General features: G+C 68.4%; 12 protein-coding genes. 11 read left to right on the forward strand and 1 reads right to left on the reverse strand.

Features of this window, described 5'->3' with window-relative positions; all coding sequences use genetic code 11:
- Nucleotides 1-37: 37 nt before the first annotated feature.
- The 7 genes from BBJ41_RS19775 (at nucleotide 38) to polX (ending at nucleotide 7,259) form a co-directional block, all read left to right on the forward strand.
- Entirely contained in the window at nucleotides 38-1,351 is a 1,314-nt protein-coding gene (locus tag BBJ41_RS19775) for an aminotransferase family protein (RefSeq protein ID WP_069748036.1), read from the forward strand.
- A gap of 11 nt (nucleotides 1,352-1,362) precedes the next feature.
- The gene (locus BBJ41_RS19780) at nucleotides 1,363-2,043 is read left to right on the forward strand and encodes a CoA transferase subunit A (protein ID WP_156814829.1); all 681 of its coding nucleotides are present in this window, start codon (nucleotides 1,363-1,365) and stop codon (nucleotides 2,041-2,043) included.
- Nucleotides 2,018-2,680 carry a 3-oxoacid CoA-transferase subunit B gene (locus tag BBJ41_RS19785; protein ID WP_069748038.1) on the forward strand — a complete coding sequence of 221 codons (663 nt, stop codon included), beginning with the start codon at nucleotides 2,018-2,020 and terminating at the stop codon, nucleotides 2,678-2,680. The genes BBJ41_RS19780 and BBJ41_RS19785 overlap by 26 nt, the downstream gene beginning before the upstream one ends.
- Nucleotides 2,677-3,876, forward strand: a complete 1,200-nt coding sequence (locus tag BBJ41_RS19790; protein ID WP_069748039.1) for an acetyl-CoA C-acyltransferase — start codon at nucleotides 2,677-2,679, stop codon at nucleotides 3,874-3,876. The genes BBJ41_RS19785 and BBJ41_RS19790 overlap by 4 nt, the downstream gene beginning before the upstream one ends.
- A 67-nt stretch (nucleotides 3,877-3,943) precedes the next feature.
- The gene (locus BBJ41_RS19795) at nucleotides 3,944-4,717 is read left to right on the forward strand and encodes a transporter substrate-binding domain-containing protein (RefSeq protein WP_236872107.1); all 774 of its coding nucleotides are present in this window, start codon (nucleotides 3,944-3,946) and stop codon (nucleotides 4,715-4,717) included.
- 233 nt (nucleotides 4,718-4,950) lie between these two features.
- Nucleotides 4,951-5,343 (forward strand): TraR/DksA family transcriptional regulator, encoded by a 393-nt coding sequence (locus tag BBJ41_RS19800; protein WP_069748040.1) that lies wholly within the window; start codon nucleotides 4,951-4,953, stop codon nucleotides 5,341-5,343.
- Nucleotides 5,344-5,492: 149 nt separating this feature from the next.
- A complete protein-coding gene (gene polX / locus BBJ41_RS19805; RefSeq protein ID WP_069748041.1) occupies nucleotides 5,493-7,259 on the forward strand; it encodes a DNA polymerase/3'-5' exonuclease PolX in 1,767 nt (588 codons plus the stop codon).
- Between the two features lie 37 nt (nucleotides 7,260-7,296).
- On the opposite strand, the gene ald is transcribed toward polX, so the two are convergent.
- Nucleotides 7,297-8,412 (reverse strand): alanine dehydrogenase, encoded by a 1,116-nt coding sequence (ald, locus tag BBJ41_RS19810; RefSeq protein ID WP_069748042.1) that lies wholly within the window; start codon nucleotides 8,410-8,412, stop codon nucleotides 7,297-7,299.
- 324 nt (nucleotides 8,413-8,736) lie between these two features.
- On the opposite strand from ald, the gene BBJ41_RS19815 reads away from it, so the two are divergent.
- The 4 genes from BBJ41_RS19815 (at nucleotide 8,737) to BBJ41_RS19830 (ending at nucleotide 13,630) form a co-directional block, all read left to right on the forward strand.
- The gene (locus BBJ41_RS19815) at nucleotides 8,737-9,153 is read left to right on the forward strand and encodes a DUF3995 domain-containing protein (protein ID WP_069748043.1); all 417 of its coding nucleotides are present in this window, start codon (nucleotides 8,737-8,739) and stop codon (nucleotides 9,151-9,153) included.
- 546 nt (nucleotides 9,154-9,699) lie between these two features.
- Nucleotides 9,700-10,440 carry a gluconate 2-dehydrogenase subunit 3 family protein gene (locus BBJ41_RS19820; protein ID WP_069748044.1) on the forward strand — a complete coding sequence of 247 codons (741 nt, stop codon included), beginning with the start codon at nucleotides 9,700-9,702 and terminating at the stop codon, nucleotides 10,438-10,440.
- Nucleotides 10,440-12,218 carry a GMC family oxidoreductase gene (locus tag BBJ41_RS19825; RefSeq protein ID WP_069748045.1) on the forward strand — a complete coding sequence of 593 codons (1,779 nt, stop codon included), beginning with the start codon at nucleotides 10,440-10,442 and terminating at the stop codon, nucleotides 12,216-12,218. The genes BBJ41_RS19820 and BBJ41_RS19825 overlap by 1 nt, the downstream gene beginning before the upstream one ends.
- Nucleotides 12,215-13,630 (forward strand): c-type cytochrome, encoded by a 1,416-nt coding sequence (locus BBJ41_RS19830; protein WP_069748046.1) that lies wholly within the window; start codon nucleotides 12,215-12,217, stop codon nucleotides 13,628-13,630. The genes BBJ41_RS19825 and BBJ41_RS19830 overlap by 4 nt, the downstream gene beginning before the upstream one ends.
- Nucleotides 13,631-13,741: the final 111 nt, after the last annotated feature.

Raw genomic sequence — 13,741 nt, forward strand, 5'->3', positions numbered from 1 at the left:
GTACCGAATCACCTTACGCAATCAGAAAAGGACGTCAATGAGCGACCATCTCTTTTACCAGTCCGCCGTGCAGTTGCCCACCGTCGCACGCGCCGAAGGCATCTACGCATGGGATACGGACGGCAAGCGTCACATCGACGCGTGTTCCGGCGCGATCGTGGCGCAACTGGGCCACGGTCATCCGGCGATCCGCGACGCGATGCTCGCGCAGCTCGACAAGGTCGCGTTCGCGTACCGGACGCAGTTCGAGAACCAGCCCGCCGTGGATCTCGCGGAGAAGCTCGTCGGGCTCGCGGGCGGCCGCTTCGACCGCGTGTTCTTCTCGAGCGGCGGGTCGGAATCGGTCGAATCGGCCTTGAAGCTCGCGCGCCAGTATTGGGTATGCAGCGGTGCGCCCGAGCGCAGCGTGTTCATCGCGCGCCAGCCGTCCTATCACGGCTCGACGATGGGCGCGCTCGCGATGACGAGCTACACGCCGCTCACGCAGCCGTTCCAGCCGATGATCCAGCTCTATCCGAAGGTGGCTTCGCCGACGCAGTATCGCGTGCCGCCCGGCAAGAGCGCGGAGCAGCATGCGCTCGATTGCGCGGACGAACTCGACGCGGCGATTCGCGAAGTGGGCGCAGAACGGGTGGCCGCGTTCGTCGCGGAGCCGATCGGCGGCGCTAGCACGGGCGCCGAGGTGCCGCACGACGCGTATTTCGCGCGCATCCGCGAGATCTGCTCGCGCCACGGAATCCTGCTGATCCTCGACGAAGTGATGACGGGCATCGGCCGCACGGGGCGCTGGTTCGGGTTCCAGCACTGGGATGTCGAGGCCGACATCCTGTGCGTGGCGAAGGGGCTCGGCGCCGGCTACTACCCGACGTCGGCGATCGTGACGCGGGCCGAGCTGACCGACCCGATCCTCGCCTCGGGCGGGTTCCAGCACGGCTATACCTACGCAGGCAATCCGCTTGCGAGCGCGACGGCGCTGGCCGTGATCGACGTGATCGAACGCGAGGGGCTGGTCGAGCACGCAGCCGAGACGGGCGACTATCTGCGCGGCCTGCTCGACAGCCTGGCGACCCGGCACGACTTCATCGGCGACGTGCGCGGGCGCGGCTTTCTGCTCGCGCTCGAGTATGTCGCGGATCGCGACACGAAAACCCCGTTCGATCCGTCGCTCCGGTTCGGCGAGCAGGTGACGCGCGCCGCGCGCGAGCAGGGGGTGATCGTCTATCCGCGCAAATCGCTGATGGGGGAAACCGGCGACCACACGCTGATCGCGCCGCCGCTCATTACGACACGCGCGCAATGCGACGAGATCGTCGAAAAGCTCGACCTCGCGTTCCGGACGATCGGGCGATGACGGGGCGGCACATGGACAAACGCATGCAGCTCGCCGACGCGGTCGCGCCGATTCCGGACGGCGCGTCGATCATGGTCGGCGGTTTCGGCTCGCCGGGCACGCCGTTCTCGCTGCTCGCCGAGTTGCAGCGGCAGGGCAAGCGCGGCCTGACGATCATCAAGAACGACGCGAACCAGGACCACTACGGCGTGTCGCGACTGATCGAGGCCGGCGTCGTGAGCCGGCTGCTGACGACGCATCTCGGCCTGAGCGGCCCCGCGCGGCGCGCCTACCTGTCCGGCGCGCTGCAGGTCGAGTTCTTTTCGCAGGGGTTGTTCGCCGAACGCATCCGCTGCGCGGGCGTCGGTTTGCCCGGCGTCGTGACCGATATCGAGTTGCCGCCGGAACTCGGCGTGACGCGCGAGACGATTTCGGTCGACGGCCGGACGTTGTTTTTCGAGCGCGCGCTGCGGGCCGATTTCGCGCTGCTTCGCGCGGATCGTGCGGATGCCTGCGGGAATCTGCGCTATCGCGGCGCGGCGCGCAATTTCTCGCCGCTGATGGCGATGGCCGCGGATCGGGTGCTGGTCGAGGCGCGCGTCGTCGATGCGACGCCGCTCGCGTCCGACGACATCCATACGCCGGGCATCCACGTGCACGGCCTGATCCAGATCGACGGAGACACCGATGAATACCAGCCCATCCCGCGCTGACCCGCGCCACGTGATCGCATGCCGGGCCGCGCGCGAAGTGGCGCGCGGGCAATTGATCAATCTCGGCATCGGCCTGCCGACGCTGATTCCGGCGTATCTCGACGATCCGTCGGCCGCCTGGATCCACTCGGAGAACGGCATCGTCGGTGTCGGCGCGCTCGCGCGCGCGGCCGATCTCGACCGCGATCTGATCGACGCCGGCGGCGGTTACGTGTCGGTCGTGCCGGGCGGCGCGATCGTCGATAGCGCCGAGTCGTTCGGCATGATCCGGCGCGGGCTGGTCGACATCACGTTCCTGGGCGCGTTGCAGGTATCGGCGTACGGCGATCTCGCGAACTGGCTCGTGCCGGGCAGCCTCGTGGCCGGTATCGGCGGCGGCGCGGAACTCGCACAGAAGGCGCGGCGCGTGATCGTGACGATGCCGCACACCGACAAGAACGGCCGGCCGAAGATCGTCGAGCGATGCACGCTGCCGCTCACGGCCCGCCGCCGCGTCGAAATGATCGTGACCGAATACGCGGTGTTCCGGTGCGCGGCGCATGGGCTGACGCTGGTCGAGCGGCTCGGCGCGATGAGCGTCGCCGAGATCCGCAACCTGACCGACGCCGATTTCACCGTCGACAAGGAGGCCGCATGACAGGCACCGATCGCGAAGCATGGATCGTCGGTTATGCGCGCACGCCGATCGGGCGTGCGTTTCGCGGCGCGTTCAACGACACGACGTCGCCGACGCTGGCCGCGTATTCGCTGCGCGCCGCGGTGGCGCGCAGCGGTCTCGATCCCGAACGGATCGACGACGTGATGCTCGGCTGCGCATTGCCGGAAGGGTCGCAGTACTACAACATCGGTCGGCTCGCGGCGCTGGCGGCCGATCTGCCCGTCGGCGTACCGGGCATGACGCTCGACCGGCAATGCGCGTCGGGGCTGATGTCGGTCGCACTGGCGTCGGCGCGGGTCTCGGGCGGCGAAGCCGATGCGATTCTGGCTGGCGGCGTCGAATCGATCAGCCTCGTGCAGAACGCACACATGAATCGCCATCGCCAGCAGGACGAGCAGTTGCTCGCGCGGCACGCCGACGCCTACATGCCGATGGTCGAGACGGCCGACGTGGTCGCGAGCCGCTATCGCGTATCGCGTCGCGCGCAGGACGACTACGCGGCGCTCAGCCAGCGACGTGCCGCGCATGCGGCGCAAGCGGGGTGGCTGCGCGACGAAATCGTCGCGGTGGACGTGCGCAAGCTCGAGCGCGACAAGGCCGGCGGCGACAGCGTCGCACGCGAGCTGCGCGTGGGCGAAGACGAATGCGGGCGTCCGGGGACGACCGGCGACGCGCTGGCGGCGCTCGATACCGTGCGCGACGGCGGCACCGTGACGGCAGGCAATGCCTGCGCACTCGCGGACGGATCGGCCGCGTGCGCGGTCGTCTCCGGTGCAATGTTGCGCACGCTCGACACGCCGCCGCTCGGGCGCCTGGTCGCGTGCGCGGTGGCCGGCTGCCGGCCCGACGAGATGGGTGTCGGCCCCGTGCCCGCCGTGCGCAAGCTGCTTGCGCGCACGGGCCTGTCGACAGCCGATATCGGCCTGTGGGAACTCAACGAGGCCTTCGCGTCGCAGGTCGTGCATTGCGTCGACACGCTCGGATTGTCGTACGAGGTCGTCAACGTCAATGGCGGCAGCATCGCGCTGGGCCACCCGTACGGGATGACGGGCACGCGCATGGTCGGTCACGCGTTGCTCGAAGGCGCGCGACGCGGCGTGCGCCACGTCGTCGTCACGATGTGCATCGGCGGCGGGCAGGGGGCCGCCGCGCTGTTCGAGGTCGCGCGGCGCTAGCACCGTGCGATGCCACGTCGAACGCATCGCCGCGTTCGATTCACGATCAAGATCCTGGAGACTGAAGATGACTTTGCTGCAACGAATGACGATGATCGCCTGCGCGGCGTTCATCGGCGCCGCGAGCGTCGCGGCGCACGCCGACGATCTCGACAAGGTCCGGCAGACCGGCAACCTGACGTTCGCGCTGACCGGCAAGTATCCGCCGTTCAGTTTCATCGACGAGTCGGGCAAGCTGACCGGCTTCGACGTCGATATCGGCACCCGCGTCGCGGGCAGGCTCGGGGCGAAACCCGTGCCGATCATGACGGCATGGGACGGCATCGTCGGCGGGCTGCTGGCCGGCAAGTACGATGCCGTGATCGGCAGCCTCGCGATTACCGACGAGCGCCTGAAGGCCGTGGATTTTACGCAGTCCTACTATCGTTCGGGAGCACAGCTGTTCGTGCCGAAGGGCAGCAGCGTGCAGGACATCGCGCAGCTGAAGGGCAAGGTGGTCGGCGTCACGCTCGGGGAAACCTACGAGGCGTGGTTGCGCAAGAATCGGCCCGACGTGCAGGTGAAAACCTACAAGGGGCTGCCCGACATCCTGATCGACATGCAGAACCGCCGCATCGAGGGATTCGTCACGGACCGTATCGCAGGCATCCTGACGATCCGCGACAAGCACGTCGACGCGAGGCCGGCCGGGCCGCTGCTGTATCCGGAGAAGATGGGGATCGCGGTGCGCAAGGACAGCCCGAAACTGCGCGACGCGATCAACGCAGCACTCGAAACGATGCTCAAGGACGGCGAGTACGGCACGATCAGCAAGCAGTGGCTCGGCGAGGACGTGCGCTGATCGCCGGCCGCGATTTCGCGTCTGTCCCTGCTTTTCGCCGCACCGGGTGCGGTGCTGACGACGGTCAACACACACCCGGTCAATGGGTTTATCCTGCTTCGCATGCGTCTGGCGCCTCGAGCGTGCGGGCGCGCATCCGGGCGCGGCGGCGCCGGTCGCACCTTGCCCGCCGCGCACCGGCGCGACACCGCGCGCCGCACTTTCGCGCGGAACCCGGAAAAGGAGAGACGGCCATGGCGCTCGACCAACAACAACGGCAGACGCTGAAACAGCGGCTGAACGAGAGCGAGCAGGCGCTGCGTGCGGACATCCGCACGAGCGAGGACCAGCGCGCGGCCGAATCCTACGCGGACCTTGCCGGCGCGGCGCCGGACGAGGGCGACGAGGCCAACGCCGATCTGTTCGTCGACGTCGATCATGCGTTGATCGGCATGAAGCTCACCGAACTGCGCGCGGTCGGCCGCGCGCAACAGCGCATGCGCGACGGCAGCTACGGCGAATGCATCGATTGCGATGCGTCGGTCGGCTACGAGCGGCTGCTCGCGCGCCCGACCGCCGAACGCTGCACGCATTGCCAGTCGATCTACGAGCGACGATACGCGACGACACCACGCGCATCGCTCTGACGTCGCGGCCGCGATCGCACTGCACGCCATGCTCGGCCAGCGTAGGATGACGAACGGGCGCCCGGCGGCGTCGACATGCGGCGCCGGGCGGGCAGACGCTGTCGCGCATGCGCGCGGCGCCATCCACGTGGAAGGGAGCCACGCCGATCATGCCGATCCACAATGCCGAGTGTGCGGCCGTGTTCGCCGAGATCGCCGACATGCTCGAAATCCAGGGCGCCAATCCGTTTCGCGTGCGCGCCTATCGCAATGCAGCACGCACGATCGCCGACTACGGGCGCGATATCCCGACGATGGTCGCGAACGGCGACGATCTCGGGAAGATTCCGTCGATCGGGCCCGATCTCGCATCGAAGCTGCGCGAGATCGCCGCGACCGGCACCTGCGAACTGCAGCAAACGCTGCGCCATGCGCTGCCGGGCGCGATCGTCGAGCTGCTCGACGTGCCGGGGCTCGGCGCGAAACGCGTGAAGGCGCTGCATGACGCGCTGCACGTCGATTCGCTCGAACAGCTTCGCGCCGAAGCGAAGAACGGGCATGTGAGAGAACTGCCGGGCTTCGGCGCGAAAACCGAAGCGCATCTGCTCGAAGCGATCGACGACCGCCTGCAGCGCAAGCCGCAACGCTTCCTGTTGCCGGATGCCGCGCAATCGCTGCTGCCGTTGCTCGAACGGTTGAGTGCGGTCGCCGGTGTCGGCAAGGCCGTGCCGGCCGGCAGTTTCCGCCGCCGCCGCGAGACGGTCGGCGATCTCGACATTCTCGTCACCGCCCGCGATCCGGTTGCGGTCGCCGATGCGTTCGTCGGCTACGGCAAGGTGGCGCGCGTGCTCGCACACGGCCAGACGAAATCGAGCATCGTGCTCGACAGCGGGTTGCAGGTCGACCTGCGCGTGGTCGACGCCGACGCGTTCGGCGCGGCGCTCGTCTACTTCACCGGATCGAAGGCGCACAACATTGCGCTGCGCCGGATCGCGCAGGCGGGCGGCCTGAAGATCAACGAATACGGCGTGTTTCGCGGCGACGAGCGGATTGCCGGCGAGACGGAGGCATCGGTCTACGGCGCAATCGGGTTGCACGAGGTGCCGCCCGAATTGCGCGAGGATCGCGGCGAGATCGATGCGTCGCGCGCCGGCACGCTGCCGGCGCTGGTCGAGCGCAAGCATCTGCACGGCGACCTGCATGCGCACACCGATGCATCGGCCGGCCGCGACAGCCTGCGCGTGATGGCCGACGCCGCGCGCGCACGCGGGCTCGCGTATCTGGCCGTCACCGATCGCGCACCGCATGCGGGCGGCGGCCGAAACGCGTTCGACTGGCTCGCGCGGCAGCTCGACGAGATCGATCGCATCAATGCGTCGTTCGACGATTTCGTGTTGCTCAAGGGGGTGGAGGCCGGCATTCGCGAGGATGGCAGCCTCGATGTGCCCGACGCGATGCTCGGCCGGCTGGATCTCGTGATCGGCGCGGTACGCGACGGTTTCGACCTGCCGCGCGAGGCGCAGACCGATCGCATGCTGCGTGCGATGGACCATCCGCATTTCACGATTCTCGCGCACCCGACCGGTCGTGTGCTCGGCGAGCGCGACGCCTGCGAGCTCGACGTGCCGCGCGTGATCGCGCAGGCGGCAGCGCGCGGCTGCTTCGTCGAACTCGATGCGCAGCCGCGGCGGCTCGACCTGCCGGACATCTGGTGCCGCGAAGCCGCGAAGGCCGGCGTGGCGGTGGCGATCGGCTCGGATGCGGGCAACACGGACGAACTCGACAACCTCGCGTATGGCATCGATCAGGCGCGCCGCGGCTGGCTTACGCGGCCGGACGTGCTGAACACGCGCACCCTCGCGCAACTGCGGCCGCTGCTGGCGCGCACGATGGGCGCGGGCGGCACGTCGAAGCGGAGCCGGCCGAAGGGCGCGTGAAGGCGGCGTGCCCGCCTGCACGCACGCGCGCCCGGCGTCACGCCAGCGCGTCGGCGGCCGGCACGTAAGGCAGGCCGAGCGCCTGCGCGACCGCTTCGTACGTGATGTGCCCGTCGCAGACGTTCAGGCCCGCGCGCAGATGCGGATCGTCGGTCATCGCACGCTTCCAGCCCTTGTCGGCAATGGCGAGCGCAGCCCCGAGCGTCGCGTTGTTCAGCGCGAAGGTCGACGTGCGCGCAACCGCGCCGGGCATGTTCGCGACGCAGTAATGCACGACGCCGTCGACGACGTAAGTCGGCTCCGCGTGCGTCGTCGCATGCGATGTCTCGAAGCATCCGCCCTGGTCGATCGCGACGTCGACGACGACGGCGCCCGTGCGCATCGTCGCGATCATGTCGCGCGTGACGAGCCGCGGCGCCGACGCGCCCGGCACGAGCACGGCGCCGATCACGACGTCGGCGTCGCGCACGGCTTCGTCGATCGTATGCGCATTCGAGCAGACGGTCGTGATCCGGTTGGCGAACACCAGGTCGAGCTGGCGCAGCCGTCCGACGTTGGTGTCGAGCACGGTGACGCGCGCGCCGAGGCCGACCGCCATCTGCAGCGCGCCGGTGCCGACGACGCCCGCGCCGAGCACGACGACATGCGCGGCCGGCACGCCGGGCACGCCGGCCATCAGCAGGCCGCGGCCGCCGCGCGGGCTTTCGAGGTGGGTCGCCGCGACCTGGATCGACATGCGCCCCGCGACCTCGCTCATCGGCGCGAGCAGCGGCAGGCCGCCGCCGGGCCCCGTGACGGTTTCGTAGGCGATGCAGACGGCGCCGGATTTCACGAGCGCGGCCGCCTGTTCGGGATCGGGCGCGAGATGCAGGTACGTGTAGAGAATCTGGCCGCGCCGCAGCATCGCGCATTCGGCCGGTTGCGGCTCCTTGACCTTGATGATCATGTCGGCGCGCGCGAAGATTTCGTCCGCGCCGTCGCACAGCGATGCGCCTGCGGCCGTGTAGTCGTCGTCGAGCAGGCCGATCGCCATGCCCGCGCCGCGCTGCACGAGCACGGCGTGGCCGTGCCGCGTGAGCTCGTGCGCGCCGGCCGGCGTGAGGCCGACGCGGTATTCGTGGTTCTTGATCTCTTTCGGCACACCGATCAGCATGAGTCGCCTCCATGGCCTTCGTCATTGTTGTCGCGCAGGTGCGCCGTACGGCGAACGATGCACGTGCGGCCGGATGCGCAAGGGGCATGCAGACCGCAGTACTGGAATAACAGGGTAGTAGCGCGTGGAGGGAAGTCAAGCGCACGGCCGGTACGGCGATCCCCGCGCACTGCGCCGCAGCACGCGCAGCGGCGGGTTGCGACCGGACGTCGCAATGCAGCACCCGTCGGGTTTCGGTATCGTCATGCGTGTCGCGGGCCGAGGCCGCGTGCCGGAACCCTTCCGGCAACACAACGAGATAACGAGACGAGGACACAGACCGACATGACCGGTGCGTATTTCAGCGTGCCGACGCTTTGCGCGATTGCGCTCGTTCACGTCTACTGGGCGTTGGGCGGGCGGCTGGGCAAGCGTGCGGCGATTCCGGAACAGGATGGCGTGCCGCTGTTGCGGCCGACTGCCGTCGGCACGCTTGCCGTCGCCGTGGCGTTGCTGGCCGGTGCGTGCGTGGTCGCCGCGCGGGCCGGCTGGTTCGGGCGGAACCCGTATCCCTGCACGATCGCGTTCGCGGTCGTTGCGCTCGCATTGATCTTCGCGGTGCGGGCCGTCGGCGATTTCCGTTACGTCGGTTTCTTCAAGCGGATTCGCGGCTCGCGTTTCGCGCGAATGGACACGCTGTATTACTCGCCGCTTTGCGCGGCTTTGTCGCTGTCGCTCGCGTCGATGTTCTGGCCATGGTGAGCGGCGCGCGGCCCTGGTCATTCGTGTAGGGCATTCGGCCGGCACCGCGCCGGCCGGTCATCCACCATCTCCGTCGAAACCATCCTTGCGCATTCCGCGCCCCGGATTTTTCAATTGTTGCGATTTTCGATGCATTGAATTGCATTGAACCCCTTCGAAATGGAACCGGTTCCATTTATAATTCACGGTACCCGTCGCCGGACCCGAAAGAGGGTCGTGCACGTTGCGCTTGCCGTCGGCAAACGTGGCGTCTAAGTTGAATCAGGGTCATGGCGATGGTGGGCAGATGCAGGCCGGATGGCATGCATTTGTCTGAAGATAAGACCCGAAGAGAGGTTGATCCGCGCAGCGCCGCCGGAGCCGGCGCGCCCGCGGCTGCATGAAGGCATCGCCGCGCGTCGCGCGGGCAGGTGCCCGAATCGAGGTTGCTCGCAGCACCCGAAAGAACAGGACGGCCGGCCGCATGCGGCATGGCCGCCGTGCCGGGCGCACCGCATGCGGAATGCGCGCGCCCGGACCACGATCCCCAACGATCAACACCCGACCATGTCCACGCCACCTGACAAACCCAACTCGCGCCGCCGTTTCCTGCGCACGTCGGTCGCGCTCGTGCCGATCGCGTCGGTCGCCGGCTGCGACCTGCGCTCGTCGTCGCCGTCCGCGACGACGGCCGGCAACGCGCCCGCCGCATCGGCCAACGCCGAACGCGCCCCGTACAAACCGACCTTCTTCGATGCGAAGGAGTGGGCATTCGTCCAGGCCGCCGTCGACCGGTTGATTCCCGCCGACGCCGAAGGCCCCGGCGCACTCGAATCGGGCGTGCCCGAATTCATCGATCGCCAGATGGAGACGCCTTACGCGCACGGCGCGACGTGGTACATGCAGGGGCCGTTCCAGCAGGGCGTGCCCGAACTCAGCTACCAGCTGAAGCTCGTGCCGCGCGACATCTACCGGCTCGGCATCGCGGCCGTGAACCGCTATTGCGAAAAGACGCACGGCAAGGCGTTCGCGGATCTCGACGCGCCGACCCGCGACACCGTGCTCGGCGCGCTGGAGAAAGGCGGCGCGCCGATCGACGACGTGCCGCCCGGCGTGTTTTTCGGCCAGTTGCTGCAGAACACGCGCGAAGGGTACTTCTGCGATCCGGTGCACGGCGGCAATCAGGACATGGCCGCGTGGAAGATGATCGGCTTTCCGGGCGCGCGCGCGGACTTCATGGATTTCGTCAACCAGAACGGCAAGCCGTATCCGTACGGCCCCGTTTCGATCAACGGGGAGCGCAGCTGATGGCCGCAGAGAAAAAGCCGCATGTCGATGCGGTGATCGTCGGCTTCGGCTGGACCGGCGCGATTCTCGCGAAGGAACTGACCGAAGCGGGATTGAAGGTCGTCGCGCTCGAGCGCGGCGAATATCGCGACACCTATCCGGACGGCGCGTATCCGAACACGATCGACGAGCTGACCTACAACATCCGCAAGAAGCTGTTCCTCGATCTGTCGAAGACGACCGTGTCGATCCGCCACGGCGTGCAGGACACCGCGCTGCCGTACCGGCAGCTCGCGGCGTTCCTGCCGGGCGAAGGCGTCGGCGGCGCGGGGCTGCACTGGTCGGGCGTGCATTTCCGGATCACGCCGGAAGAGCTGCGCCTGCGCAGCCACTATGAAGAGCGTTACGGCAAGAAGTTCATCCCCGCGGGGATGACGATCCAGGACACCGGCGTCACCTACGACGAGCTCGAGCCGCATTTCGATTTCGCGGAGAAGGTGTTCGGCACGTCGGGGCAGGCGTACAAGGTCGGCGGCAAGGTGGTCGGCGACGGCAACGTGTTCGAGGCGAACCGCAGCGACAATTTCCCGTTGCCCGCGCAGCTCAACACCTATTCGGCGCAGCGTTTCTTCGACGCCGCGCAGTCGCTCGGGCTGCATCCGTACCGGCTGCCGTCGGCGAACACGTCGGGCCCGTATACGAACCCGTACGGCGTGCAGATGGGCCCGTGCAACTTCTGCGGCTACTGCAGCGGCTACGCGTGCTACATGTACTCGAAGGCATCGCCGAACCTGAACATCCTGCCCGCGCTGAAGCAGACGCCGAATTTCGAGCTGCGCTCGAAGTGCCACGTGCTGCGCGTCGACCTCGACGACACGAAAAAGCGCGCGACGGGCGTGACCTACGTCGACCCGGCCGGCCGTGAAGTGCACCAGCCGGCCGATCTCGTGATCGTGGCCGCGTTCCAGTATCACAACGTGCACCTGCTGCTGCTGTCGGGCATCGGCAAGCCGTACGACCCGATCACCGGCGAAGGCGTCGTGGGCCGCAATTTCGCGTACCAGAACCTGTCGACGATCAAGGCGTTCTTCGACAAGGACACGTTCACGAACCCGTTCATCGGCGCGGGCGGCAACGGCGTCGCGGTGGACGATTTCAACGCGGACAACTTCGATCACGGCCCGCTCGGCTTCGTCGGCGGCTCGCCGCTGTGGGTGAACCAGGCCGGCGTGAAGCCGATCAGCGGCATCGCGACGCCGCCCGGCACGCCTCAGTGGGGCTCGGCGTGGAAGAAGGCCGTGAAGGACAACTACGCGCACACGATTTCGATGGACGCGCACGGCACGAACATGTCGTACCGCGACGTGTATCTCGACCTCGATCCGACCTATCGCGATTCGTACGGCCAGCCGCTGTTGCGGATGACCTTCGACTGGAAGGACAACGACATCAAGATGGCGCAGTACGTGACCGGGCAGATGAAGAAGATCGCGGAGGCGATGGGCCCGAAGGCGATCGGCGTGTCGACGCGCGAGTTCGGCAAGCACTTCGATTCGCGCGCGTACCAGACGACCCACCTCGTCGGCGGCGCGGTGATGGGCACCGATCCGAAGACGAGCGTGCTGAACCGCTACCTGCAGTGCTGGGACGTGCACAACGTGTTCGTGATGGGCGCCTCGGCGCTGCCGCAGGGCATCGGCTACAACCCGACCGGGATCATCGCGGCGCTGGCCTACTGGTCAGCACGTGCGATCCGCGAGCAATACCTGAAAAATCCCGCCCCGCTGGTGACCGTATGAAGAGGACGATGAACCACAACGCGGCGCGCAGTGTGTCGCGCGCGCTGGCGGCCGGTGCGGCATGGGCCGTGCTCGGCTTCGCGGGCGGTGCGGCTTTCGCGCAACCGGCGCCGGCGCCCGCGGCGGCTTCCGGGGCGGCGGCAGCACCCGCGGCCCAGTCTGCCGACGCGAGCCTCGTCAAGCGCGGCGAATACCTCGCCCGCGCGGGTGACTGCATCGCGTGCCACACCGCGAGCGGTGGCAAGCCGTTCGCGGGCGGGCTGAAGTTCGACACGCCGATCGGCGGCATCTATTCGACGAACATCACGCCGGACCGGAAAACCGGTATCGGCGACTGGACGGCCGAGGACTTCACCCGCGCGGTGCGTGAAGGCGTGCGCAAGAACGGCGACACGATGTATCCGGCCATGCCGTTCCCGTCCTACGCGCGCCTCACCGACGACGACATGAAGGCGCTTTATGCGTACTTCATGCACGGCGTCGCGCCCGTCGAGCACGAGAACCGTTCGGTCGACATCGTGTGGCCGCTGTCGATGCGCTGGCCGCTCGGCATCTGGCGCAAGATGTTCGCGCCGACGCCAAAGCCGTTCGATGCGGCGCCGTACACCGACCCGGTGGTCGCGCGCGGCGCGTATCTCGTGCAGGGGCTCGGCCACTGCGGCGCGTGTCACACGCCGCGCGCGCCGACGATGCAGGAGCGCGGGTTGACCGACGCGGACGGCCCGGACTTCCTGGCCGGCGGCGCGGCGATCGACGGCTGGGTGCCGACGAGCCTGCGCGGCGAGCCGCGCACGGGGATCGGCACGTGGACGGAAACCGAGATCGTGCAGTTCCTGAAGACGGGCCGCACGCTGCGCACGGCTGCATTCGGCGGGATGACGGACGTGGTCGGCCACAGCATGCAGCACATGACCGACGACGACCTGAACGCGATCGCGCGCTACCTGAAGACGCTGCCGCCGCGCGTGCAGGGCGAGCAGCCGCACGTGTACGACGCGGCCGCTGCGAAGGCGCTGCAGACGGGCGACGCGAGCAAGCCGGGCGCGGCCGTCTATCGCGACAACTGCATGGCGTGCCACCGCAGCGACGGCCACGGCTACACGCGCGTGTTCCCGGCGCTCGCCGGCAACCCGGTGGTGCAGGGCGGCGATCCGACGTCGCTGATCCACGTCGTGCTGGAAGGCAGTGCGCTGCAGGGCACGCGCACCGCGCCGTCGACCTTCACGATGCCGCCGTTCGGCTGGCGCCTGTCGGACCAGGAAGTCGCGGACGTGTCGAACTTCGTGCGCACGAGCTGGGGCAACACGGGCGAGCCGGTGACGGCCGCGCAGGTCGCGAAGGTGCGCAAGAGCGTGCCGTCGACCCGGCCTGAACCGCCGCCGGGCGCGCGGTTCCCGCAGGCGTCGCGCTGATGCGGCGGCGGGGCGTTCCAGCCCCGCCGGTTCGATCGCCGTTTCAAGGCGCCGGCCGAGCCGTGCCGCGCCTTCCGGATCGCCGGGGTTGCACCCCGCAAAGGCGCGCCG

The sequence above is a fragment of the Burkholderia stabilis genome (assembly GCF_001742165.1).
GTDB lineage: Bacteria > Pseudomonadota > Gammaproteobacteria > Burkholderiales > Burkholderiaceae > Burkholderia > Burkholderia stabilis.

What these genes read in the sequence shown, in the direction of transcription:
- BBJ41_RS19830 (WP_069748046.1), top strand. Translation starts at nt 12,215, where the DNA reads ATGAAGAGGACGATGAACCACAACGCGGCGCGCAGTGTGTCGCGCGCG.
- BBJ41_RS19820 (WP_069748044.1), top strand. Translation starts at nt 9,700, where the DNA reads ATGTCCACGCCACCTGACAAACCCAACTCGCGCCGCCGTTTCCTGCGC.
- BBJ41_RS19795 (WP_236872107.1), top strand. Translation starts at nt 3,944, where the DNA reads ATGACTTTGCTGCAACGAATGACGATGATCGCCTGCGCGGCGTTCATC.
- BBJ41_RS19800 (WP_069748040.1), top strand. Translation starts at nt 4,951, where the DNA reads ATGGCGCTCGACCAACAACAACGGCAGACGCTGAAACAGCGGCTGAAC.
- BBJ41_RS19780 (WP_156814829.1), top strand. Translation starts at nt 1,363, where the DNA reads ATGGACAAACGCATGCAGCTCGCCGACGCGGTCGCGCCGATTCCGGAC.
- BBJ41_RS19775 (WP_069748036.1), top strand. Translation starts at nt 38, where the DNA reads ATGAGCGACCATCTCTTTTACCAGTCCGCCGTGCAGTTGCCCACCGTC.
- BBJ41_RS19825 (WP_069748045.1), top strand. Translation starts at nt 10,440, where the DNA reads ATGGCCGCAGAGAAAAAGCCGCATGTCGATGCGGTGATCGTCGGCTTC.
- ald (WP_069748042.1), bottom strand. Translation starts at nt 8,412, where the DNA reads ATGCTGATCGGTGTGCCGAAAGAGATCAAGAACCACGAATACCGCGTC.
- BBJ41_RS19785 (WP_069748038.1), top strand. Translation starts at nt 2,018, where the DNA reads ATGAATACCAGCCCATCCCGCGCTGACCCGCGCCACGTGATCGCATGC.
- BBJ41_RS19815 (WP_069748043.1), top strand. Translation starts at nt 8,737, where the DNA reads ATGACCGGTGCGTATTTCAGCGTGCCGACGCTTTGCGCGATTGCGCTC.
- BBJ41_RS19790 (WP_069748039.1), top strand. Translation starts at nt 2,677, where the DNA reads ATGACAGGCACCGATCGCGAAGCATGGATCGTCGGTTATGCGCGCACG.
- polX (WP_069748041.1), top strand. Translation starts at nt 5,493, where the DNA reads ATGCCGATCCACAATGCCGAGTGTGCGGCCGTGTTCGCCGAGATCGCC.